Source organism: Nonomuraea sp. bgisy101 (assembly GCF_057708945.1).
In genome coordinates this window covers 15,982-33,413 of sequence record NZ_JBYITD010000033.1, presented here as the reverse complement: position 1 = coordinate 33,413, position 17,432 = coordinate 15,982, and the positions used below count along the sequence as shown (strand labels likewise).

14 protein-coding genes are annotated in these 17,432 nt (G+C 70.5%); 6 read left to right on the top strand and 8 right to left on the bottom strand.

Annotated elements, in window-relative coordinates; genetic code table 11:
- Positions 1-15 precede the first annotated feature (15 nt).
- Positions 16-687, top strand: coding sequence for a TetR/AcrR family transcriptional regulator (locus AC3EO4_RS43230; protein WP_379578030.1), 672 nt, complete (start codon positions 16-18; stop codon positions 685-687).
- Here the strand turns inward: AC3EO4_RS43230 and AC3EO4_RS43225 are convergent.
- On the bottom strand, positions 659-979 hold the full coding sequence (locus AC3EO4_RS43225; RefSeq protein ID WP_431901504.1) for a hypothetical protein: 321 nt from the start codon (positions 977-979) through the stop codon (positions 659-661). The two genes, AC3EO4_RS43230 and AC3EO4_RS43225, sit on opposite strands and share 29 nt — an antisense overlap.
- Before the next feature lie 196 nt (positions 980-1,175).
- Here AC3EO4_RS43225 and AC3EO4_RS43220 point away from each other — a divergent pair, with 196 nt between their 5' ends.
- Positions 1,176-1,673, top strand: a complete 498-nt coding sequence (locus AC3EO4_RS43220) for a tetratricopeptide repeat protein (RefSeq protein WP_379578028.1) — start codon at positions 1,176-1,178, stop codon at positions 1,671-1,673.
- 301 nt (positions 1,674-1,974) lie between these two features.
- Here the strand turns inward: AC3EO4_RS43220 and AC3EO4_RS43215 are convergent, their stop codons facing one another.
- On the bottom strand, positions 1,975-2,604 hold the full coding sequence (locus AC3EO4_RS43215; protein WP_379578027.1) for a hypothetical protein: 630 nt from the start codon (positions 2,602-2,604) through the stop codon (positions 1,975-1,977).
- A gap of 248 nt (positions 2,605-2,852) precedes the next feature.
- Here AC3EO4_RS43215 and AC3EO4_RS43210 point away from each other — a divergent pair, with 248 nt between their 5' ends.
- The 3 genes from AC3EO4_RS43210 to AC3EO4_RS43200 are packed head-to-tail and all read left to right on the top strand — an operon-like array spanning position 2,853 to position 7,712.
- Positions 2,853-3,818: an endonuclease domain-containing protein gene (locus tag AC3EO4_RS43210; RefSeq protein ID WP_431901501.1), complete on the top strand. Its 966-nt coding sequence runs from the start codon at positions 2,853-2,855 to the stop codon at positions 3,816-3,818.
- Complete coding sequence (locus AC3EO4_RS43205) at positions 3,760-4,386, top strand: hypothetical protein (protein WP_431901500.1); 627 nt, start codon at positions 3,760-3,762, stop codon at positions 4,384-4,386. The genes AC3EO4_RS43210 and AC3EO4_RS43205 overlap by 59 nt, the downstream gene beginning before the upstream one ends.
- On the top strand, positions 4,383-7,712 hold the full coding sequence (locus AC3EO4_RS43200) for a helicase HerA domain-containing protein (RefSeq protein ID WP_431901499.1): 3,330 nt from the start codon (positions 4,383-4,385) through the stop codon (positions 7,710-7,712). Before AC3EO4_RS43205 ends, AC3EO4_RS43200 begins: the two co-directional genes overlap by 4 nt.
- Positions 7,713-7,764: 52 nt before the next feature.
- Here the strand turns inward: AC3EO4_RS43200 and clpB are convergent, their stop codons facing one another.
- From clpB to AC3EO4_RS43170, 6 genes are all read right to left on the bottom strand, one after another.
- Positions 7,765-10,332 carry an ATP-dependent chaperone ClpB gene (clpB, locus tag AC3EO4_RS43195; protein WP_379578020.1) on the bottom strand — a complete coding sequence of 856 codons (2,568 nt, stop codon included), beginning with the start codon at positions 10,330-10,332 and terminating at the stop codon, positions 7,765-7,767.
- Between the two features lie 4 nt (positions 10,333-10,336).
- Complete coding sequence (locus tag AC3EO4_RS43190) at positions 10,337-10,687, bottom strand: heat shock protein transcriptional repressor HspR (protein ID WP_379578018.1); 351 nt, start codon at positions 10,685-10,687, stop codon at positions 10,337-10,339.
- 4 nt (positions 10,688-10,691) lie between these two features.
- The gene (gene dnaJ / locus AC3EO4_RS43185) at positions 10,692-11,876 is read right to left on the bottom strand and encodes a molecular chaperone DnaJ (RefSeq protein WP_379578016.1); all 1,185 of its coding nucleotides are present in this window, start codon (positions 11,874-11,876) and stop codon (positions 10,692-10,694) included.
- A gap of 24 nt (positions 11,877-11,900) precedes the next feature.
- Positions 11,901-12,494, bottom strand: coding sequence for a nucleotide exchange factor GrpE (gene grpE / locus AC3EO4_RS43180; protein WP_379578014.1), 594 nt, complete (start codon positions 12,492-12,494; stop codon positions 11,901-11,903).
- 2 nt (positions 12,495-12,496) lie between these two features.
- Positions 12,497-14,362 (bottom strand): molecular chaperone DnaK, encoded by a 1,866-nt coding sequence (gene dnaK, locus AC3EO4_RS43175; protein WP_379578012.1) that lies wholly within the window; start codon positions 14,360-14,362, stop codon positions 12,497-12,499.
- 1,235 nt (positions 14,363-15,597) lie between these two features.
- Positions 15,598-16,017: a hypothetical protein gene (locus AC3EO4_RS43170; protein WP_379578010.1), complete on the bottom strand. Its 420-nt coding sequence runs from the start codon at positions 16,015-16,017 to the stop codon at positions 15,598-15,600.
- A 412-nt stretch (positions 16,018-16,429) separates the two neighbouring features.
- On the opposite strand from AC3EO4_RS43170, the gene AC3EO4_RS43165 reads away from it, so the two are divergent.
- A complete protein-coding gene (locus tag AC3EO4_RS43165) occupies positions 16,430-17,317 on the top strand; it encodes a proline dehydrogenase family protein (protein ID WP_431901496.1) in 888 nt (295 codons plus the stop codon).
- Positions 17,318-17,432 lie beyond the last annotated feature (115 nt).

Here is a 17,432-nt window from a genome sequence, read left to right as displayed (position 1 = left end):
CGCATTGGGGGCAAGATGAAGTCCGTGTCATCTCTGCCGGTAGACGAGGACGGCACCGAGCTCGCTCCGCTCCGCCGTCAGCCCACGCAGCGCCGTAGCGCTCGCAGGGTCGAGCGGATGCTCGACGCCTGCGCCCACCTGCTCGACGACGTCGGCTACGAAGCCCTCTCGACGACCCGCATCGCCGAACGCGCAGGAGTCGCGATCGGGTCCGTCTACCAGTTCTTCCCCGACAAGCGGGCCATCACCCAGGAGCTGACCCGGCGCAACGTCGAGCTGTTCGTCTCCAGGGTCGGCGCCCGCTTCCTCGACGAGGACTACAGGGGGTGGTGGGACGCCGTCGACGCGATCATCGACGAGTACGTCGCCATGCACAGGAGCGTTCCCGGCTTCAAGAGCCTCCACTTCGGCGACGTCGTCGACCTCAACCTGCTCGACTCCGACTCCGAGAACAACATGGTGATCGCGGGCCGGCTGCGCGGGCTGCTGCTCCAGGAGTACGGCCTGGCCGACAGCGAGGAGCTCGACGTCGCCATCCTGGTGGCCGTCGAGGCGGGCGACGCCGTGCTCAAGCTGGCCTTCCGCCGCGACCCTGCGGGCGCGCCCGACATCATCGAGGCCGCCAAGCAGCTCGTCAGGTCGTTCCTGTCGCGCAGGCTCAGTCCCCGCCGGCCACGCCAGGCGTGATCGGCTCCGACTGATCCCGGCGGGCATGCCGCTCGCCGTCCGTCCCCGGCGCGGGCACGAACGCCCGCGACGGGGGACGTTTCGCCTTCAGACGGGTGGCGGGACCGGGGGAACAGGGACGGGGAAGCGACACCATCTCGATCTTGTTCGCGAGTCGCGCCTCCATCATCGCCACTCTTCGCTCGGCCGACTCCACGGCCTCCATCCGGGCGGAGAAATATCCGGCGGCGCCCGGGATGACGGTCGACAACACGGCTGCACAGGCGATCATGAAGGTGAAATGCTTGGCCATGCCCAGCCCCTTCCGCCCCTGATGACGTGAGCCTTATATGCCCTTGGTCCTGTAGGGACACGCGGTGTGTAGTGGGGTTTGCACGAATCGTTGCCGAAGCTGTGCACTGGCGGTGATGTGCATTGTCCAGGCAAACCGGGGACCACCTCGGTAGTCTCGCGGTGTGGCGCATGTGACCCGTGAGCACCTTGATCGAATGCTCGAGCAGGCCCTTCTGGCGGACGACCATAGTTCGCTGGCCAGGCAGCTCGGCGAGCTCGCCCTCACCTACTCCTCGGGCGACATCTCGCGCGCGGCCATCTTCGCGCTGGCCGCCGAGGAGTGGAAGCAGGCGGGGCAGCCGGACCGGGCGCTCGAATGCTTCCAGCGGGCGGTCGAGGACGGCGGCGAGTCGATGATCGATCCGCGGGCGGGCATCGCCGACACGCTTTTCGAGCTCGACAGGCCAGGGGAGGCGCGCGAGGTCATCGAGGCGCTCAGGGCGGAGGGCACCACGACGCCCGCCACGGCGCACAACATCGCCGAGACGCTCGTGGCGTACGGGGACCTGCAGGGCGGCCTCGAGTGGGCGACCCAGGCGGTGCTCGTGTGCGCCGAGGACGACCCCGAGCACGTCGCCCTGCTCCGCACCCGCTACCGCATCAGGCTCGACCTGGGCCTGCCGGAGGACGAACTCGACTCGCTCGTCTCCTGACCCGCCCGCCGTACTCCGCTCCGGCCTCGTCACGCCGGACTTCCTCGGTCAGGCGCACGTTTGAAGCCGCCCGGCCTCAGGTGAGGGTTTCGCCTTCCCGTCATCCCCGAGGACCTCGGCCGTCGGCGACGGTGCGGGCTCTCAGGCTCCAATGGCAAGGGTTCCCGTCTCCAGGGCCTCCCGAAGGGTCAGGGCGCCGGAGACGGGGAAGGGCCGTGCCCGGGAAAGGGGGCACGGCCCTGATCTATGTGGACCCGCGGACAGGAGGGCGCGCTCCTGTCCGGCAGGCGGAAACGGGCGCTCAGCCCTGGTCGAGGATCGGGCTCAGCTCCGGCACGCGCACGGTGCCTGTCACCCTCGACACGTCGTCCAGCGGCAGCGACCCCTCGGGCACGAGCTCCTTGACCTCCCCGACGACCGCGTCGAGCGGTACGGACGTGTCGGCCGGTGCCTTCACGGAAGTCTTCCCGATCGCCTCGGGCAGCAAGGGCTTGGACACCGGCGGCAGGGCCGGCAGCATCGGGAGGACGGGGAGCTTGTCGGCGTTGGGCAGCGAAGGCAGCCCTCCCAGATCGGGCGAGGCGGCCAGATGCGAGGTCTCAGGCAGGCCCGCCTCGCTGGGCAGCCCTGCGGGGAGCGAGGGATGTCCCGCACCCGCGGCCACGCCGGCCATGTCGGCGACGCTGAAGACCGCGGTCGAGCGGGCCATGCCGGGCAGGCCCAGCTTCTTGGCGAGCTGCTCGGCCGCGATCGCCGCCTCGGAGTTCGCGGGAACGGTCATCGAGGTGTGCGTGGCCTGGGCCCTGAACTCCGCCGCTTCGTCGCAGAACGAGGCCAACGTCGTCCCGTCGTTGATCGCGAGCCGCTGCCCGCAGACTCCCGCCGACGCGGGCCCCGAGACCATGCCCATGCCGGTCGCCAGGACGGCCACCGCAAGGACGCTCCGAATTCTCCGTGATGCGTTCGACATGCACGTTCCCCCGATCGTGTTCGGTGATCCGACGGAAGACGAAGCTAGTGACGACGACACGGCGGGCGGCGCGGCTTGGGCCAACGGTGGTGAAGCCCTTAATGATCGAGACGCGTGCCGCGAACATCTCGTAACACTGGCGCGCGGCGAGGGCGATTACGTATAGCTTCAGCAAAGAGTGGATGGTCCGTGAATGAGGGGATTCCGCAGTGTCGCCGGTCGTCCTCACGCACGCCGCGACCGCCCCGCACCGGGTGGGCGACCTGGTGGCGGCGGTGCTGCGCGACATGGAGGACCTCGCCGTGCGCCGCTTCCCGCAGTGGTTACCGGGTGCCGAGGACATCGCGGGCCCCGGTGGCGCAGGGGTGCGGGCGGTGCGCGTGCTCGCCGTACGGCTGGCGGCAGGGGACGGGCACTTCGGGCCGTTCCTCGCCGACCTGGCCGAGGCGGCGCTGAGAGGCCGCCCCTGTACGGCACGCTTCTCCGCTGAGGTGCGCGCGGCGGGCCTCGGCAGGGTCATCGGGACCGGTTCGACGATCGCGGTCGCGTCGTGCGGCGAGCTGAGCCAGGGCGAGGCGGACGTGCTGTCGGCGGCCTGCCAGTGGCTCGAACGCTGGACGGGCTTGCGCGTCCTGCGCGCCCCCTCGGCCCCGGCCGTGACGGCCGCTGCTCTCCCGGCTCCCGCCCCTCCATCCGCCCCGCCGCGCGCCTCCGACGGACCCGTGCCGCAGGACCGGCTCGCGCCGCCCGATCGAGGCGGGCCGTGGGAGCCGAGGAAGGGGCGGCCACATCACGCGAGCCCCGCCGAGCAGCGCATGGAGAGCGTGCTCAGGCGGTGCGAATGGGCGGCCGGCAGGGAGTGGAACCAGGTCTACGCCTCGCACCCGCTCAGCAACCCGATCAGGGTCGACCTCCTCTGGAGGGAGGCGCGGCTGATCGTCGAGATCGACGACGACAGCCACCTGAGGCAGGAGACGTTCGAGTCGGACCGGCGGCGTGACGTGCGCCTGGCGCGGGACGGCTTTGTGGTGCTGCGCTTCACCAGTCGCGCCGTTCTGACGGACGCGCAGGCAGTGGCCCGCGAGATCGCGGCGTTCGTCAACGAAGGGGTAGGAAATGGCACTGTCGGTTCCGCAGATCTCCGTGATGATCGTCCTCATGGCCGAGGCCGATGAGGTGACCAACCCGGAGCTGAAGGAGCGGTACAACATCACCCTCGACGGCAAGGACCGCCGTCACCTGAACGATCTCAAGCTGGTCGAGAGCCGCAAACGGGGCCGGTCGTTCGCGCACGTGCTGACCGACGACGGGTGGGCGCGGCTGGCCGAGGAGATCCGTGCGGGCGTGAAGGTCACCTCCGGCTCGAACGGCGCCGCGCTGAGAGCGGTGCTGGCCGGGCTCGTGCGTTTCCTGTCTCGCACGGACCAGCGCTTCGGCGACGTCTTCCAGCCCGTGCAGGCGGCCGCGGAGGACGGGGTGCAGGACGTCGAGGCGAGGGTGCGGGCCGTCTACGCCGAGCTGACCCGCGAGCCGGGCGGCTGGGTGAGCCTGACCGACGTGCGCGTTCGGCTGGCCGACGTGCCCCAGAACGTGATGGACGAGGCGCTGCGCAGCCTCAACAGGCAGCCCGACGTCGTCATGGTGCCCGAGGACAACCAGAAGGCGCTCAGGCCGGAGGACCGCAGGGCGGCGCTGGCCGTGGGCGACCAGGACAAGCACTACCTGTCGATCGGCGCGCGATGACGGCGGAATGGGAGGCGCTGGGCGCGCTGCGGCTCAACGCCGTCCACGCTCCTGACGACGTGTGGCGGCCCTCGCCGTACCACGTGGAGAGCCTGCACCCGATGGCCGCGCTCGACCTGCGCCGAGGGGTGACGGAGGCGAAGGAGAGCGCCGACGCCAGCCCGGTCGGGGTGGTGATCCAGGGGCAGCGGGGCACCGGCAAGACCCACCTGCTGGGCTGGGCGCGCGAGCACGCGCAGCGGGAGGGCGGCTACTTCTTCCTGGTCGGCCTGCTTGACGCCAGGAGCTTCTGGGACAGCATCGTGATCGCGATGCTCGACAGCCTCTGGCGTCCGGCCGAGGACGGCCAGTCGCAGCTGCGGCTGCTGCTGAACCGGCTGGCCCAGCTCGCCGACGTGCCCAGGATGGTACGGCGGGCCGTCGATGGCAGGGGCCACCTGGACAGGAGGGCGCTCGATCTGTTCGTGGAGGCGCTGCGCCGCAAGGGTGGCACCGTCCTCAGGGACGCGCACGACACGGCGAGGGCGCTGGTGCTGCTGGCCTCCGACGACCTGGCGGCGCAGGACGCGGGCCAGGCCTACCTGTCGTCCGTCCCCGACGAGGGGCTGGGCAAGGACTGGGGGCTGACCAGCGTCTACCGGTCGCCGCAGGAGGTGGTACGCGACCTGTCGCGGCTCCTGGCGCTGACGGGCCCATCAGTGATCGCCGTCGACCAGGTCGACGCGCTCGTCGCGCAGTCGAGCGCCCGCCTGGTGGACGACGGGCAGGGCGCCGTCGTCGAGCAGGTGGCCGGAGGGCTGATGGCCCTGCGTGACGTCACCAGGCGCACGCTGACCGTGCTGTCGTGCCTGCCGCACACCTGGATGCTGATCCGCGACCAGGCGACCGCCACGGTCCGCGACAGGTTCAGGGAACCGGCCACGCTCAGGGTGCTGAAGGACGCGCAGACCGCGAGGGCCATCGTCGAGCGGCGTTTCGCGGCGGGGTTCGGGCGGGCGGGGTTCGTCCCGCCGTACCCGACGTGGCCGGTGAGGGAGGAGGCCTTCGACAGCGCAGTCGGCCTGACTCCGCGCCAGATCCTCATCAAGATCGACAAGCATGTCCAGAGCTGCCTCGCCGAGGGCGAGATCAGGGAGCTCGACCGGCTGGACGAGCCTGGGGACGGCGGAGGCAGCGGGGCCAGCCCACCGGCCGACGTCGGCCCCTCGGGGCTGGCCGCGCTCGACGCCCACTTCGCCATGCTGAGGGAGAGCGCCGAGGTCGAGCCCGCGCTGGATCCCAGGACCGAGGACGCCGTCATGCCGGGGCTGCTGTCGGCCGGGCTGACGGCCTGGATGGCGGGCAGGGGCGCGGCGGCCCACAGGTACGCCCAGGACCCTCCGCCGAGCAGGAAACCGCCGCTGCACGCCCGCCTGCGCCTGACGCTCGACGAGGCGACGGAGGACGAGGTGCACTGGTGCTTCAGGGGCATCGCCAGCACGAGTCCCGTCGCGGCCCTGCACCGGCTGAGGGCGGCGTGCGTCTCGGCGGGGCTGCGTGAGGGGGTGCCCAGGCGGCAGCTGTTCGTGCTGCGCAACGAGGACTGGTCGGGCGGCCCCAAGACGAAGGAGGCGCTTGCGTCGTTCGAGGCGGCGGGCGGCAGGGTGCTGCGGGTCGACGAGGCGGATCTGCGGACGCTGTCGGCGCTGCGGGCGCTGCTCGACGAGGAGCCTGCGCACCTGCAGGAATGGCTGGCGGCCCGGCGGCCCGCCGACGACGTGAAGCTGCTGGTCGAGGCCCTCACCAGGCCGGCCACGGAGCCGCAGCCGCCTGCCCCGGCGGACGACCTCGACACGACCCGCCCGATCGCCACAGGCCCGTCCGCCACGTCCCTGTCCTCCCCACCTCCTCCTGCCACACCCCCGTCCTCCGCGCCCCCGCGTGCCACTGCCCCGTCCGTCACGGCCCCGCCGGTCGTGGACCTGACCGGCGCGCCCCCGTCCGTCACGGGCCCGTCCGTCGTGGCTCCCGACCAGCCCGCGCCCGTGGACGCGCCCGCGCAGGAACCGGGGAAGGAACGGTCGTCGACCGTCGGCAGGCGGACGGAGGACGACGGGTCGTTGACCCTCGGCAGGGAGACGGGCGCGGGCGCGCCCGTACGCCTCGAACTGGCCGCCCTCAGGAAGCACACGGTCATCTTCGCGGGCTCGGGATCGGGCAAGACCGTGCTGATCCGCAGGCTCATCGAGGAGTGCGCGCTGCAGGGCGTCTCCGCCATCGTGCTGGATCCGAACAACGACCTGTCCCGCCTCGGTACGGCATGGCCGTCGCCCCCGCCCACCTGGGAGGACGGCGACCAGCGCAAGGCCGCCGCCTACCTGGCGAACACCGACGTCGTCGTCTGGACCCCCGGCAGGCAGACCGGCCGCCCCCTCACCTTCCAGCCGCTGCCCGACCTGAGCGGCCTGGCCGACGACCCCGACGAGTTCCGCCTGGCGCTGGACGCCTCGGTCGCCGCCCTCGCGCCCAAGGCCAGGATCGACGGGCCGACGGCCAAGGCGCAGCGCTCCCAGGCCGTGCTGAGGGAGGCGATGGCCTACCACGCGAGGTCGGGCTCGCACGGGCTCGAAGGGCTGATCGCGCTGCTGTCCGAGCTACCCGAGGCGGTCAGCGACCTGGACGGCGCGGCGAAGCTGGCCGCGGAGACGGCGCAGAACCTGCGCGCGGCGGTCATCAACGACCCGATGTTCGGCGGCGAGGGCACCGCGGTCGACCCCGGGGTGCTGCTGACGCCCGAGCGGGGGCGCCGGGCGCGGGTCTCGGTGATCAACCTGGCCGGGCTGCAGGAGGACGGTCAGCGGCAGAGCTTCGTCAACCGGCTGCAGCTCGGGCTGTTCGCCTGGTTCAGGCGGCGGCCGGCGGGCGACAGGCCGCTGGGCGGGCTGCTGGTCATGGACGAGGCGCAGACGTTCGCCCCGCAGGGGAGGACCACCCCCGCCACCGGCAGCACGTTGATGCTCGCCTCGCAGGCCCGCAAGTACGGGCTGGGCCTGGTCTTCGCCACCCAGGCGCCGAAAGGCCTGCACAACCACATCCCCGGTAACGCCGCCACGCAGTTCTTCGGCTTCCTGAACGCGCCGATCCAGATCGCGGCCGCGCAGGAGATGGCCAGGTTGAAGGGCGGAGGGGCGCAGGAGATCGGGCGGCTGAGGGCCGGCCAGTTCTACGTGGCGGCCGAAGGGGCGGGGTTCCACCGGATCAGGGTGCCGATGTGCCTCAGCCACCATCCGGCGTCCCCGCCCACCTCCGAGGAGGTCCTGTCCCTGGCCAGAGCCGACGGCGCCTGACGTCACGAAAAGGCCCCGGACGAGAGCATCCGGGGCCGGGTCGTCGAACAGATCAGGCGCGGGCGATCGTCAGCTCGTCGTCGCCCAGGTCGACCTGGACCGTGTCGCCGTCGATCACCTCACCCGACAGCACCGCCTTCGCGAGCTTGTCCCCGATCGCCGACTGCACCAGCCGCCGCAGCGGCCGCGCGCCGTACATCGGGTCGTAGCCGGTGATCGCCAGCCAGTCGCGGGCCGCGGGCGTGACGTTCAGGGCGAGCCGCCGCTCGGCGAGCCGCCGCGCGAGGCGCTCCACCTGCAGGTCGACGATCTTCGTCAGCTCCTCCGAGCCGAGCGAGTCGAACAGGATGACGTCGTCGAGCCTGTTGAGGAACTCCGGCTTGAACGACGCCCGCACCGCGCCCATCACGGCGTCGCGCTTGGCGCCGTTCTCCAGCTTCGGGTCGACGAGGTACTGCGAGCCGATGTTGGAGGTCAGGATGAGGATCGTGTTGCGGAAGTCGACCGTGCGGCCCTGCCCGTCGGTCAGCCGCCCGTCGTCGAGCACCTGCAGCAGGATGTCGAAGACCTCGGGGTGCGCCTTCTCGACCTCGTCCAGCAGCACGACGGTGTAGGGACGCCGCCGCACGGCCTCGGTGAGCTGTCCGCCCTCCTCGTAGCCGACGTAGCCGGGAGGCGCGCCGACCAGGCGGGCGACGCTGTGCTTCTCGGAGTACTCGGACATGTCGATGCGGGTCATCGCCCGTTCGTCGTCGAACAGGAACTCCGCCAGCGCCTTGGCCAGCTCCGTCTTGCCCACGCCCGTCGGGCCGAGGAACAGGAACGACCCTGTCGGCCTGTCGGGGTCGGCGATGCCCGCGCGGGTGCGCCGTACGGCGTCGGAGACGGCCTGGACGGCCTCGCGCTGGCCGATGAGCCGCCTGCCGAGCTCGTCCTCCATCCGCAGCAGCTTGGCCGTCTCCGCCTCCAGCAGGCGGCCCGCAGGGATGCCGGTCCACGAGGAGATGACCTCGGCGATGTCGTCGGGGCCGACCTCCTCCTTGACCATCTGCTGGTCGGGGGTCTCCTGGGTGGCGGTCGACAGTTCCTTCTCCAGGCGCGGCACCTCGTCGTACAGCAGCCTGGACGCCTCGGCGTAGTTGCCGTCGCGCTGGAAGCGCTCGGCGGCGCCGCGCACCTCGTCGAGCTGCTTCTTCAGGTCGCCGACCCTGTTGAGGCCGTCCTTCTCCCGCTGCCACCTGGCGACGAGGGCGTTGAGCTCCTCCTGCCGGTCGGCCAGCTCGGCGCGCAGTCGTTCGAGGCGCTGGATGGAGGCCTCGTCGGTCTCCTTCGCCAGCGCCAGCTCCTCCATCTTCATCCTGTCGACGTTGCGCTGGAGCTGGTCGATCTCGACGGGACGCGAGTCGATCTCCATGCGCAGCCGCGAGGCGGCCTCGTCGACCAGGTCGATGGCCTTGTCGGGCAGGAAGCGGCTGGTGATGTAGCGGTCGGACAGCGCCGCGGCGGCCACGAGCGCGCTGTCGGCGATCTGCACCTGGTGGTGGGCCTCGTAGCGGCCCTTCAGCCCACGCAGGATCGCGATCGTGTCCTCGACCGACGGCTCACCGACGAACACCTGCTGGAAGCGCCGCTCGAGCGCGGGGTCCTTCTCGATGCGCTCGCGGTACTCGTCGAGCGTGGTCGCGCCGATCATGCGCAGCTCGCCGCGCGCCAGCATCGGCTTGAGCATGTTGCCCGCGTCCATGGCGCCCTCGGCCGCGCCCGCGCCGACCACGGTGTGCAGTTCGTCGATGAAGGTGACGATCTGCCCGTTGCTCTCCTTGATCTCCGAGAGCACGGCCTTGAGGCGCTCCTCGAACTCGCCGCGGTACTTCGCGCCCGCGACCATCGCGCCCAGGTCGAGCGAGATCAGCTTCTTGTTGCGCAGCGATTCGGGCACGTCACCCGCGACGATCCGCTGGGCCAGGCCCTCGACGACCGCGGTCTTGCCGACACCGGGCTCGCCGATCAGCACAGGGTTGTTCTTGGTACGGCGAGACAGCACCTGCACCACACGCCTGATCTCGGAGTCGCGCCCGATCACCGGGTCGAGCTTGCCGCTCCTGGCCCGCTCTGTCAGGTCGACGCCGTACTTCTCCAGCGCCTGGTAGGTGTCCTCGGGCGTCTCGCTGGTGACCCTCGCGTGCCCGCGCACCTTCTCGAACGCGTCGAGCAGCGCCTGCGGCGTGGCCCCGGTCCCCTGCAGGAGCGTGGCCATCTCGCCGCCGTCGGTCGCGAGACCGACCAGCAGGTGCTCGGTCGAGACGTACTCGTCCTCCAGTCGCTTGGCCCGCTGCGCAGCGGTGTTGATCACCGTGAGCAGCTGCCGTGAGCTGGAGGGCGCGCTCACCGTGGCGCCCTGCGCCTTCGGCAGGGCCGCCAGCGCGGTCTCCACCTTCGCGCGCAACGTCTTCCAATCGACGCCGACCGCTTCGAGCAGGGGTACGGCGGTGCCGCCCGTCTGGGAGAGCAGGGCGGAGAGCAGATGCGCCGGTGCGATCTCGGGATTTCCCTCGGCGGCCGCCCGCCGCATCGCGACCGACAGCGCTTCCTGGCTCTTCTGGGTGAGCTTGTAGTCCATGTATTCAGGCCCCCGGTGGCAGCTCGTATCGGATCAGGGCTTTGACCATGGACACCTCGGCTCTGAGTCGGTGGACCTCCTCACGCAGCCTCAGCGCCTCGTTCTCCAGCTCAAGGATCCGTTTGATGCCGGCGAGGTTGATGCCTTCCTCCTGGGACAGGCGCTGCACCTCGCGCAGCTGGATGATGTCTCGCATCGAGTAGAGGCGGCCGCGCCCCGCCGTACGCCCGGGGCAGACCAGTCCCAGGCGGTCGTACTGCCGGAGGGTCTGCGGGTGCAGACCCGACAGCTGCGCGGCCACCGAGATGACATAGACGGGTGTCTCGTCCGACAGGTTGAAGTAGTTGGCGTCCATCGGCCTACTCGCTCCTGGCACGTTGGATGAGGTCGGCCCTCGGGTCCTCGCTCGCGGTGGCCGTACGGAACTCGTTCAGCAGCTCGCGCGACTTGTCGTCGAGCTCCTGCGGCACGAGCACCTCGACCGAGGCGAGCAGGTCGCCCTTGGTGCCGTCCTTACGGGTGGCCCCCCTGCCGCGAACCCTGAAGGTGCGGCCGTTGGGCGTGCCCGCCGGAATGCGCAGAGTGACAGGCATGCCCTTGAGGACGGGCACCTTGATCTCCGCGCCGAGTGCCGCCTCGGTGAAGGTGACGGGCACGGTGATGGTCAGGTTGTCGCCCGACCGCCCGAACACCGCGTGCGGCTTGACGTGGGTCTGGATGTAGAGGTCGCCCGCCGGCCCGCCGTTCTCGCCCGGCGCGCCCTTGCCCTTGAGCTTGACCCGCTGTCCGTCGGCCACCCCCGCGGGGATGCGCGCCTGGATGGTGCGGGTGCTCTTGGCCCTGCCGCTGCCGTCGCACACGGGGCACGGGTCGTCGACGAGGAGACCCCGGCCCTTACAGTCGCGGCACGGCTCGGAGAAGGCGAAGTTGCCCAGGTTACGGCTGGCCGCGCCGGTGCCCTCGCAGGTCGGGCAGACCCGCGGGGTGGTGCCGGCCTTGGCTCCCGTGCCGCTGCACGCCTTGCACGCCGACGACGTGGTCAGCCTGAGCGAGACGGTGTGGCCCTCCACCGCCTCGGTGAAGGTGAGCGTGACCTCGGACTCGATGTCCTGGCCGCGGCGCGGCCTGGTCGTCGTGCCCGTGGTGCGGGAGCCGCCCGCGCCGCCCCTGTTGAACAGTCCCCCGAAAAGGTCGCCGATGCGCTCGCTCGTGCTTCCGCTCTGCTGTCCCGTGCCGCCGAACAGGTCGCCGAAGTCGAACGGGAAACCACCGCCACCGCCGCCTGGCCGCGGCCCGCCCACGCCCGACCCGAACAGCGTGCGCGCCTCGTCGTACTCCTTGCGGCGCTTGCTGTCGGAGAGCACGTCGTTGGCCTCGGAGATCTCCTTGAACCTGGCCTCCTTGGCGGCGTCACCCTGGTTGGCGTCAGGGTGGTACTGCCTGGCCAGCTTCCTGTAGGCCTTCTTGATCTCGTCGGCGGTGGCGGTCTTGGGCACACCAAGGACGGCGTAGTAATCCTTCTCCAGGTAGTCCTTGGTGCTCATCTATGGCGTCCTTTCGGGGGTTTCTTAGTTTTCGTCGGACGCGGCCGGGGCGTCCTCGGGCTCGGCGACCGCGACCCTAGCGGGACGCAGCACCCGGTCGCCGATGCGGTAGCCGAGCTGCAGGACCTCGATGGCGGTCGGCTCGGTCACCTCCGAGGAGTAGCTGTGCATCAGCGCCTCGTGGACGGTCGGGTCGAAGGGCTCGCCCTTCTGACCGAACGAGGTCAGCCCCAGCTTGGTGACGACAGCTTCCAGAGACTCGGCGACCTTGGCGAAACCGCCGGTCAGCTCGCCGTGGTCGCGGGCTCTGCCGATGTCGTCGAGGACCGGCAGCAGCTCGGAGAGTGCCCCGGCGACCGCCTGCTCGCGCACCGCGACCCTGTCGCGCTCGACCCGCCTGCGGTAGTTGGTGTACTCCGCCTGCAGACGCTGCAGGTCGGCGGTGCGCTCGGCCAGGAGACCGGCGTCACCGCCGGCGGCCGGCGCGGCGTCCGCCGGAGGAGCGGCCTGGACCTGCTCCTCCGATACGGTCCTCGCCTTGCCTGTCTTGGGGTCGATCTTGCGGTTGTCGCGGATCACCGGCTCTGTCTCGGGCCCGTTATCGCGCGGGTCAGACATCGTCACTGGTCCTTCTTGGGCTGGTCTTCGTCCACGATCTCGGCCTCGACGACGTCGTCGTCGGCGTTGGCCTCGGCCTTGGCCTGCGCGGTGTCACCCTCGGGGGCGCCACCCGCCTGCTGGTTCTGAGCGTAGATCGCCGAACCCATCTTCTGGCTGACCGTGGCGAGCTTCTCGGCCGAGTTGCGGATCACGTCGGTGTCGGTGCCCTCGAGAGCCTTCTTCAGCTCCGCGAGCGCGTCGTTCACCTCGGTCTTGATCTCGCCGGGAACCTTGTCGTCGTTCTCGCGGAGGAACTTCTCCGTCTGGTAGGCGAGGCCGTCGGCGTTGTTGCGGACCTCGGCCTCCTCGCGACGCTTCTTGTCCTCTTCGGCGTAGGACTCGGCCTCGCGCATCATGCGCTCGATGTCGTCCTTCGGTAGCGCGGAGCCGCCGGTGATCGTCATCGTCTGCTCCTTGCCGGTACCGAGGTCCTTGGCGGAGACGTTGACGATGCCGTTGGCGTCGATGTCGAAGGTGACCTCGATCTGCGGGATGCCGCGCGGAGCCGGCGCGATGCCGGTCAGCTCGAACGTGGCCAGCTTCTTGTTGTACGAGGCGATCTCGCGCTCGCCCTGGTAGACCTGGATCTGCACCGACGGCTGGTTGTCCTCGGCCGTGGTGAAGACCTCGGAGCGCTTGGTCGGGATCGTCGTGTTGCGCTCGATGATCTTCGTGAAGATGCCGCCCTTGGTCTCGATGCCGAGGGACAGCGGGGTCACGTCGAGCAGCAGGACGTCCTTGACCTCACCCTTGAGCACACCCGCCTGCAGCGCGGCGCCGATGGCGACGACCTCGTCGGGGTTGACGCCCTTGTTGGGCTCCTTGCCGCCGGTGAGCTCCTTGACCAGCTCGGACACGGCGGGCATACGGGTCGAGCCACCGACGAGCACCACGTGGGCGATGTCGGCGACCTTGATGCCGGCGTCCTTGATGACCTGGTGGAACGGGCCCTTGGTCCGCTCGAGCAGGTCCGCGGTCAGGCGCTGGAACTCCGAGCGGGTCAGCTTCTCGTCCAGGTGGAGAGGACCCTCGGAGGAGGCGGTGATGTAGGGCAGGTTGATGTTGGTCTCAGCCTGGCTGGACAGCTCGATCTTGGCCTTCTCCGCGGCCTCGCGGAGGCGCTGGAGGGCCATCTTGTCCTTGGCCAGGTCGACGCCGTGCGCGTTCTGGAAGCGCTTGACCAGCTCGTCGACGACACGCTGGTCCCAGTCGTCGCCACCGAGGTGGTTGTCACCGGAGGTGGCCTTCACCTCGACGAAGCCGTGGCCGTCCTCCTGGCCGACGTCGAGCAGGGACACGTCGAACGTGCCGCCGCCGAGGTCGAAGACCAGGATGGTCTGGTCCTTGTCCTTGTCGAGGCCGTAGGCGAGGGCCGCGGCGGTCGGCTCGTTGATGATGCGGAGCACGTTGAGGCCCGCGATCGTGCCGGCCTCCTTGGTGGCCTGGCGCTGGGAGTCGTTGAAGTACGCCGGAACGGTGATCACGGCGTCCGTGATCTTCTCGCCCAGGTAGGCCTCGGCGTCCTGCTTGAGCTTCTGCAGGACGAAGGCGCTGATCTGCTGAGGGGAGAACTTCTTGCCGTCGATCTCCTGGGACCAGTTGGTGCCCATCTCGCGCTTGACCGAGCGAATCGTCCGGTCCACGTTGGTGACGGCCTGGCGCTTGGCCACCTCACCGACGAGGACCTCGCCGTTCTTCGCGAAGGCGACCACGGACGGCGTGGTCCGAGAGCCCTGCGCGTTGGCGATGACGGTGGGCTCACCGCCCTCGAGGATCGAGACGACGGAGTTGGTCGTCCCCAGGTCGATACCTACCGCACGTGCCATGAGTACGTCCTTGTAGTCAAAGTTGAGCTTGGTAGGCTCAACGTACGAACCGCCGGGTGGTTTGTCAAACGAGTTGAGCCTATCCGACTCAACCTGGGTGCGTGCGTCGGCATTCCCGACTTTCGGGAAAACGGATGACTCACGATGCCGAACGAGACGCGCTGCCACGACAGTTCCCCACGCCTCAGACCAGGACGGTCAACCCGCTCCCCGGGGACGGCGTCCGCCGGCTGGTCCGGACCCCGGCAGTACCTCCCGCCGATCCAGGCCCCGGCAGTATCTCCGCCGATCCCCGCCGGAACCTCTACCGGCGACCGTCACCCCGACGGAGGTTGTGCGGTGGGGTGTGTCGAGGTCGGCAATCCTGATCCGCCGGCCCGCCGGCCCGTCAGCCCGCCGACCGGTCGGCCCGCCGGGCTGGTGGGCCAGGCCGTGCAGGCGGCGGCCGACGTTCCCTCGCCTGGGTCACGCTCTTCCGCGCCGAGCCCAGGCGCTGGGTCCGCTGGGTGAGTGTCCGGGTTGTGTGGGCGGCGGCTGAAGGTCGGTTGCCCGCCTGGGTCATGGTTCTCTGGGCGTCGTGTCCCGGCGTCGGGTGCGTTGGGTGAGTGTCCGGGTTGTGTGGGCGGCGGCCGTAGGTTGCCCGCCAGGGTCATGGTTCTCCGGGCGTCGCCATTCCCGGCGCCGGGTGCGTTGGGCGAGCGTCCGGGTCGTGTGGGCGGCGGCTGAAGGTCGGTTGCCCGCCTGGGTCATGGTTCTCCGGGCGTCCTGTCCCGGCATCGGGTGCGCTGGGCGAGCGTCCGGGTCGTGCGAGCCTCGGGCGAAGGTCCCTTGTCTGGGACACGGTTTTCCCACACGGCGTCGCGTCCCGGCATCGGGTGCGCGTGGCGAGCAGGTCGGGTCGTGCGGGCGGAGCCGAGGGTTGCGCCACGGTCATTCTCGCCGGCCTGTCCCCGCGCGGGCGCGCCCGGCAGCGGCGTTGGGACACGCCGACCCGCCCGACGACGCCGTCGAGCGGGTGGACCGGCCGGTGGTACACACGGGACGTCGCCCGCCTACCACTCCAGCTCGCATGAGCTCCGCGGAAATGCGATGCGGCTCCCACGTCTCCTGGCCGCCGCCGCGGGGACGCGGTGCCGTTCCGGCTCGGATGAGCTCCACTGAAACGTCCACTGCTCCGGCTCGGGAGAGACCGGCAGGATCGTGCTACCGCTCGAGCTCGGATCGGCGGAATCGGGCTAGCGCTGCTTGCCGCCGTCGACGATCTTGCGCTTGCCGATCGGGGCCTTCAGCTTGACCGTCGTGGTCTTCTCGATGGCCAGCATGATGCAGGCGACGTTCTTGGCCTTGGCCGCCGTGCCCTCGTAGAGGGTGATGGTCACCCGCTTGGACGTCTCCTTCACCTTCACGCTGTCGAGCACCGTGCACGGCTCGACGCCCGACCACCACACGAGCTTGACCTGACGGCCCTTGGCCTTGGCGTCGGTGAAGGCGACCTTCCGGGTGTTCACGGTGTCGCCTACCGGCTTGACCTGCTTCGGCGGCCGCGTGGGCGACTGGGAAGGCGTGGTGATCACCGGCTGGGCGGTGACGGGTTGGTGGGGGTTGGCGCGGTCTGCCGTATCGGTGGCGGCCGCGCCGCAGCTCACGGTCAGCATCAGGCACCCGGCCACAAGGGCTGTTGTCCGCATATCCGTATGACGGATCTCGCCACGACCCGGTTCACTCTCCGATCATCGCCGCTATGGGCCCCGCCTCCCGCAGGCCGCCTGACCGTCGCAGGGACCGCGCCCTGCGTCGCCCACGGACAGCCTGATCGCGGGGCGGCCCGCCCGGGGCGCTGCCTCACTTTCGGGCGGCTGGACCGTCGCCCGGAACCCGAGGCTTCGGCGAGGTCAGCCCGGAACCCGGGGCCTCGGCGAGGTCAGCCGGAACCCGGGGCCTCGGTGAGGTCGCCTGGAACTCGGGGCTTCGGCGGGATTACCCGGAATCCGGGGCCTCGGCGAGGTCGACCGGGTGGCGCGGGCGAAGGTCGGTGATCGGGGACGGTGCGGGGTCTACGCTGGACACGTGCTGCGTCACGTCCTCCTCACCGCCTCGCGAAGTGAGCGCGCCGAGCGTCTCGTCTCCTCGTCCCCGCTCACCAGGGGAGTGGTCAGCCGCTATGTCGCCGACGACGTCGGAGCCGTCGTCCACGACCTGTCCGACCAGGGCCTGCTGGTCACGGTCGACCACCTCGGCGAGGACGTCACCGACAGGACGCAGGCCGAGCACGAGGTCCGCGCCTACCTGACCCTCCTGGAGCGCCTCCCCGCGGGAGCCGACGTCTCCGTCAAGCTGACAGCCCTCGGCCTGCGCCTGTCGGAGCAGCTCGCCCTCGACAACGCCGCGTCGGTCTGCGAGGCGGCGGCGGCGAAGGGGCTGACGGTCACCCTCGACGCCGAGGAGCACGACACGATCGAGGCCCAGCACTCGATCCACTCGACGCTCCGCAAGGAACACCCCGACGTCGGCGTGGTCGTCCAGTCCTACCTGCGCGACGCGCAGGAGCGCTGCGCAAGGGTCGACAGCGCGAGGGTCCGGCTGTGCAAGGGCGCGTACGTCGCGCCCGAGGCGTTGGCCTTCACCTCGCCCAGGGACATCGACCGCAGCTACGTCCGCTGCCTCAGGACGCTCATGGCCGGCACCGGCTACCCGATGGTCGCCACCCACGACCCGCGCCTGATCGAGATCGCCGCCGCGCTGGCGATACTGCACGGGCGCGACACGACCGGGTTCGAGTATCAGATGCTGTACGGCGTCCGCCCCGCCGAGCAGCTCCGCCTGGCGGGGATCGGCTCGCAGGTCAGGGTGTACGTGCCGTACGGCGACGACTGGTACGCCTACCTCATGCGCCGCCTCGCGGAACGGCCCGCCAACCTCGCCTTCTTCGCCAGGTCCCTGCTGTCCAAGGCCTGAGCCCGAATCGGCTGTCCAAGGCCTGAGCCCGAATCGCGGGGCCGGACGTCTCGCAGGCACGCGCCCATGCGCCTGCCGCACCTGAGGAGGACCCTGGCGTGACGAACCGTCGGCG

Excerpts from the sequence above, each read along its gene's own strand:
- AC3EO4_RS43230 (WP_379578030.1), top strand. The coding sequence starts at position 16 with ATGAAGTCCGTGTCATCTCTGCCGGTAGACGAGGACGGCACCGAGCTC.
- AC3EO4_RS43225 (WP_431901504.1), bottom strand. The coding sequence starts at position 979 with ATGGCCAAGCATTTCACCTTCATGATCGCCTGTGCAGCCGTGTTGTCG.
- AC3EO4_RS43220 (WP_379578028.1), top strand. The coding sequence starts at position 1,176 with ATGCTCGAGCAGGCCCTTCTGGCGGACGACCATAGTTCGCTGGCCAGG.
- AC3EO4_RS43205 (WP_431901500.1), top strand. The coding sequence starts at position 3,760 with ATGGCACTGTCGGTTCCGCAGATCTCCGTGATGATCGTCCTCATGGCC.
- AC3EO4_RS43200 (WP_431901499.1), top strand. The coding sequence starts at position 4,383 with ATGACGGCGGAATGGGAGGCGCTGGGCGCGCTGCGGCTCAACGCCGTC.
- clpB (WP_379578020.1), bottom strand. The coding sequence starts at position 10,332 with ATGGACTACAAGCTCACCCAGAAGAGCCAGGAAGCGCTGTCGGTCGCG.
- AC3EO4_RS43190 (WP_379578018.1), bottom strand. The coding sequence starts at position 10,687 with ATGGACGCCAACTACTTCAACCTGTCGGACGAGACACCCGTCTATGTC.
- dnaJ (WP_379578016.1), bottom strand. The coding sequence starts at position 11,876 with ATGAGCACCAAGGACTACCTGGAGAAGGATTACTACGCCGTCCTTGGT.
- grpE (WP_379578014.1), bottom strand. The coding sequence starts at position 12,494 with ATGTCTGACCCGCGCGATAACGGGCCCGAGACAGAGCCGGTGATCCGC.
- dnaK (WP_379578012.1), bottom strand. The coding sequence starts at position 14,362 with ATGGCACGTGCGGTAGGTATCGACCTGGGGACGACCAACTCCGTCGTC.
- AC3EO4_RS43170 (WP_379578010.1), bottom strand. The coding sequence starts at position 16,017 with ATGCTGACCGTGAGCTGCGGCGCGGCCGCCACCGATACGGCAGACCGC.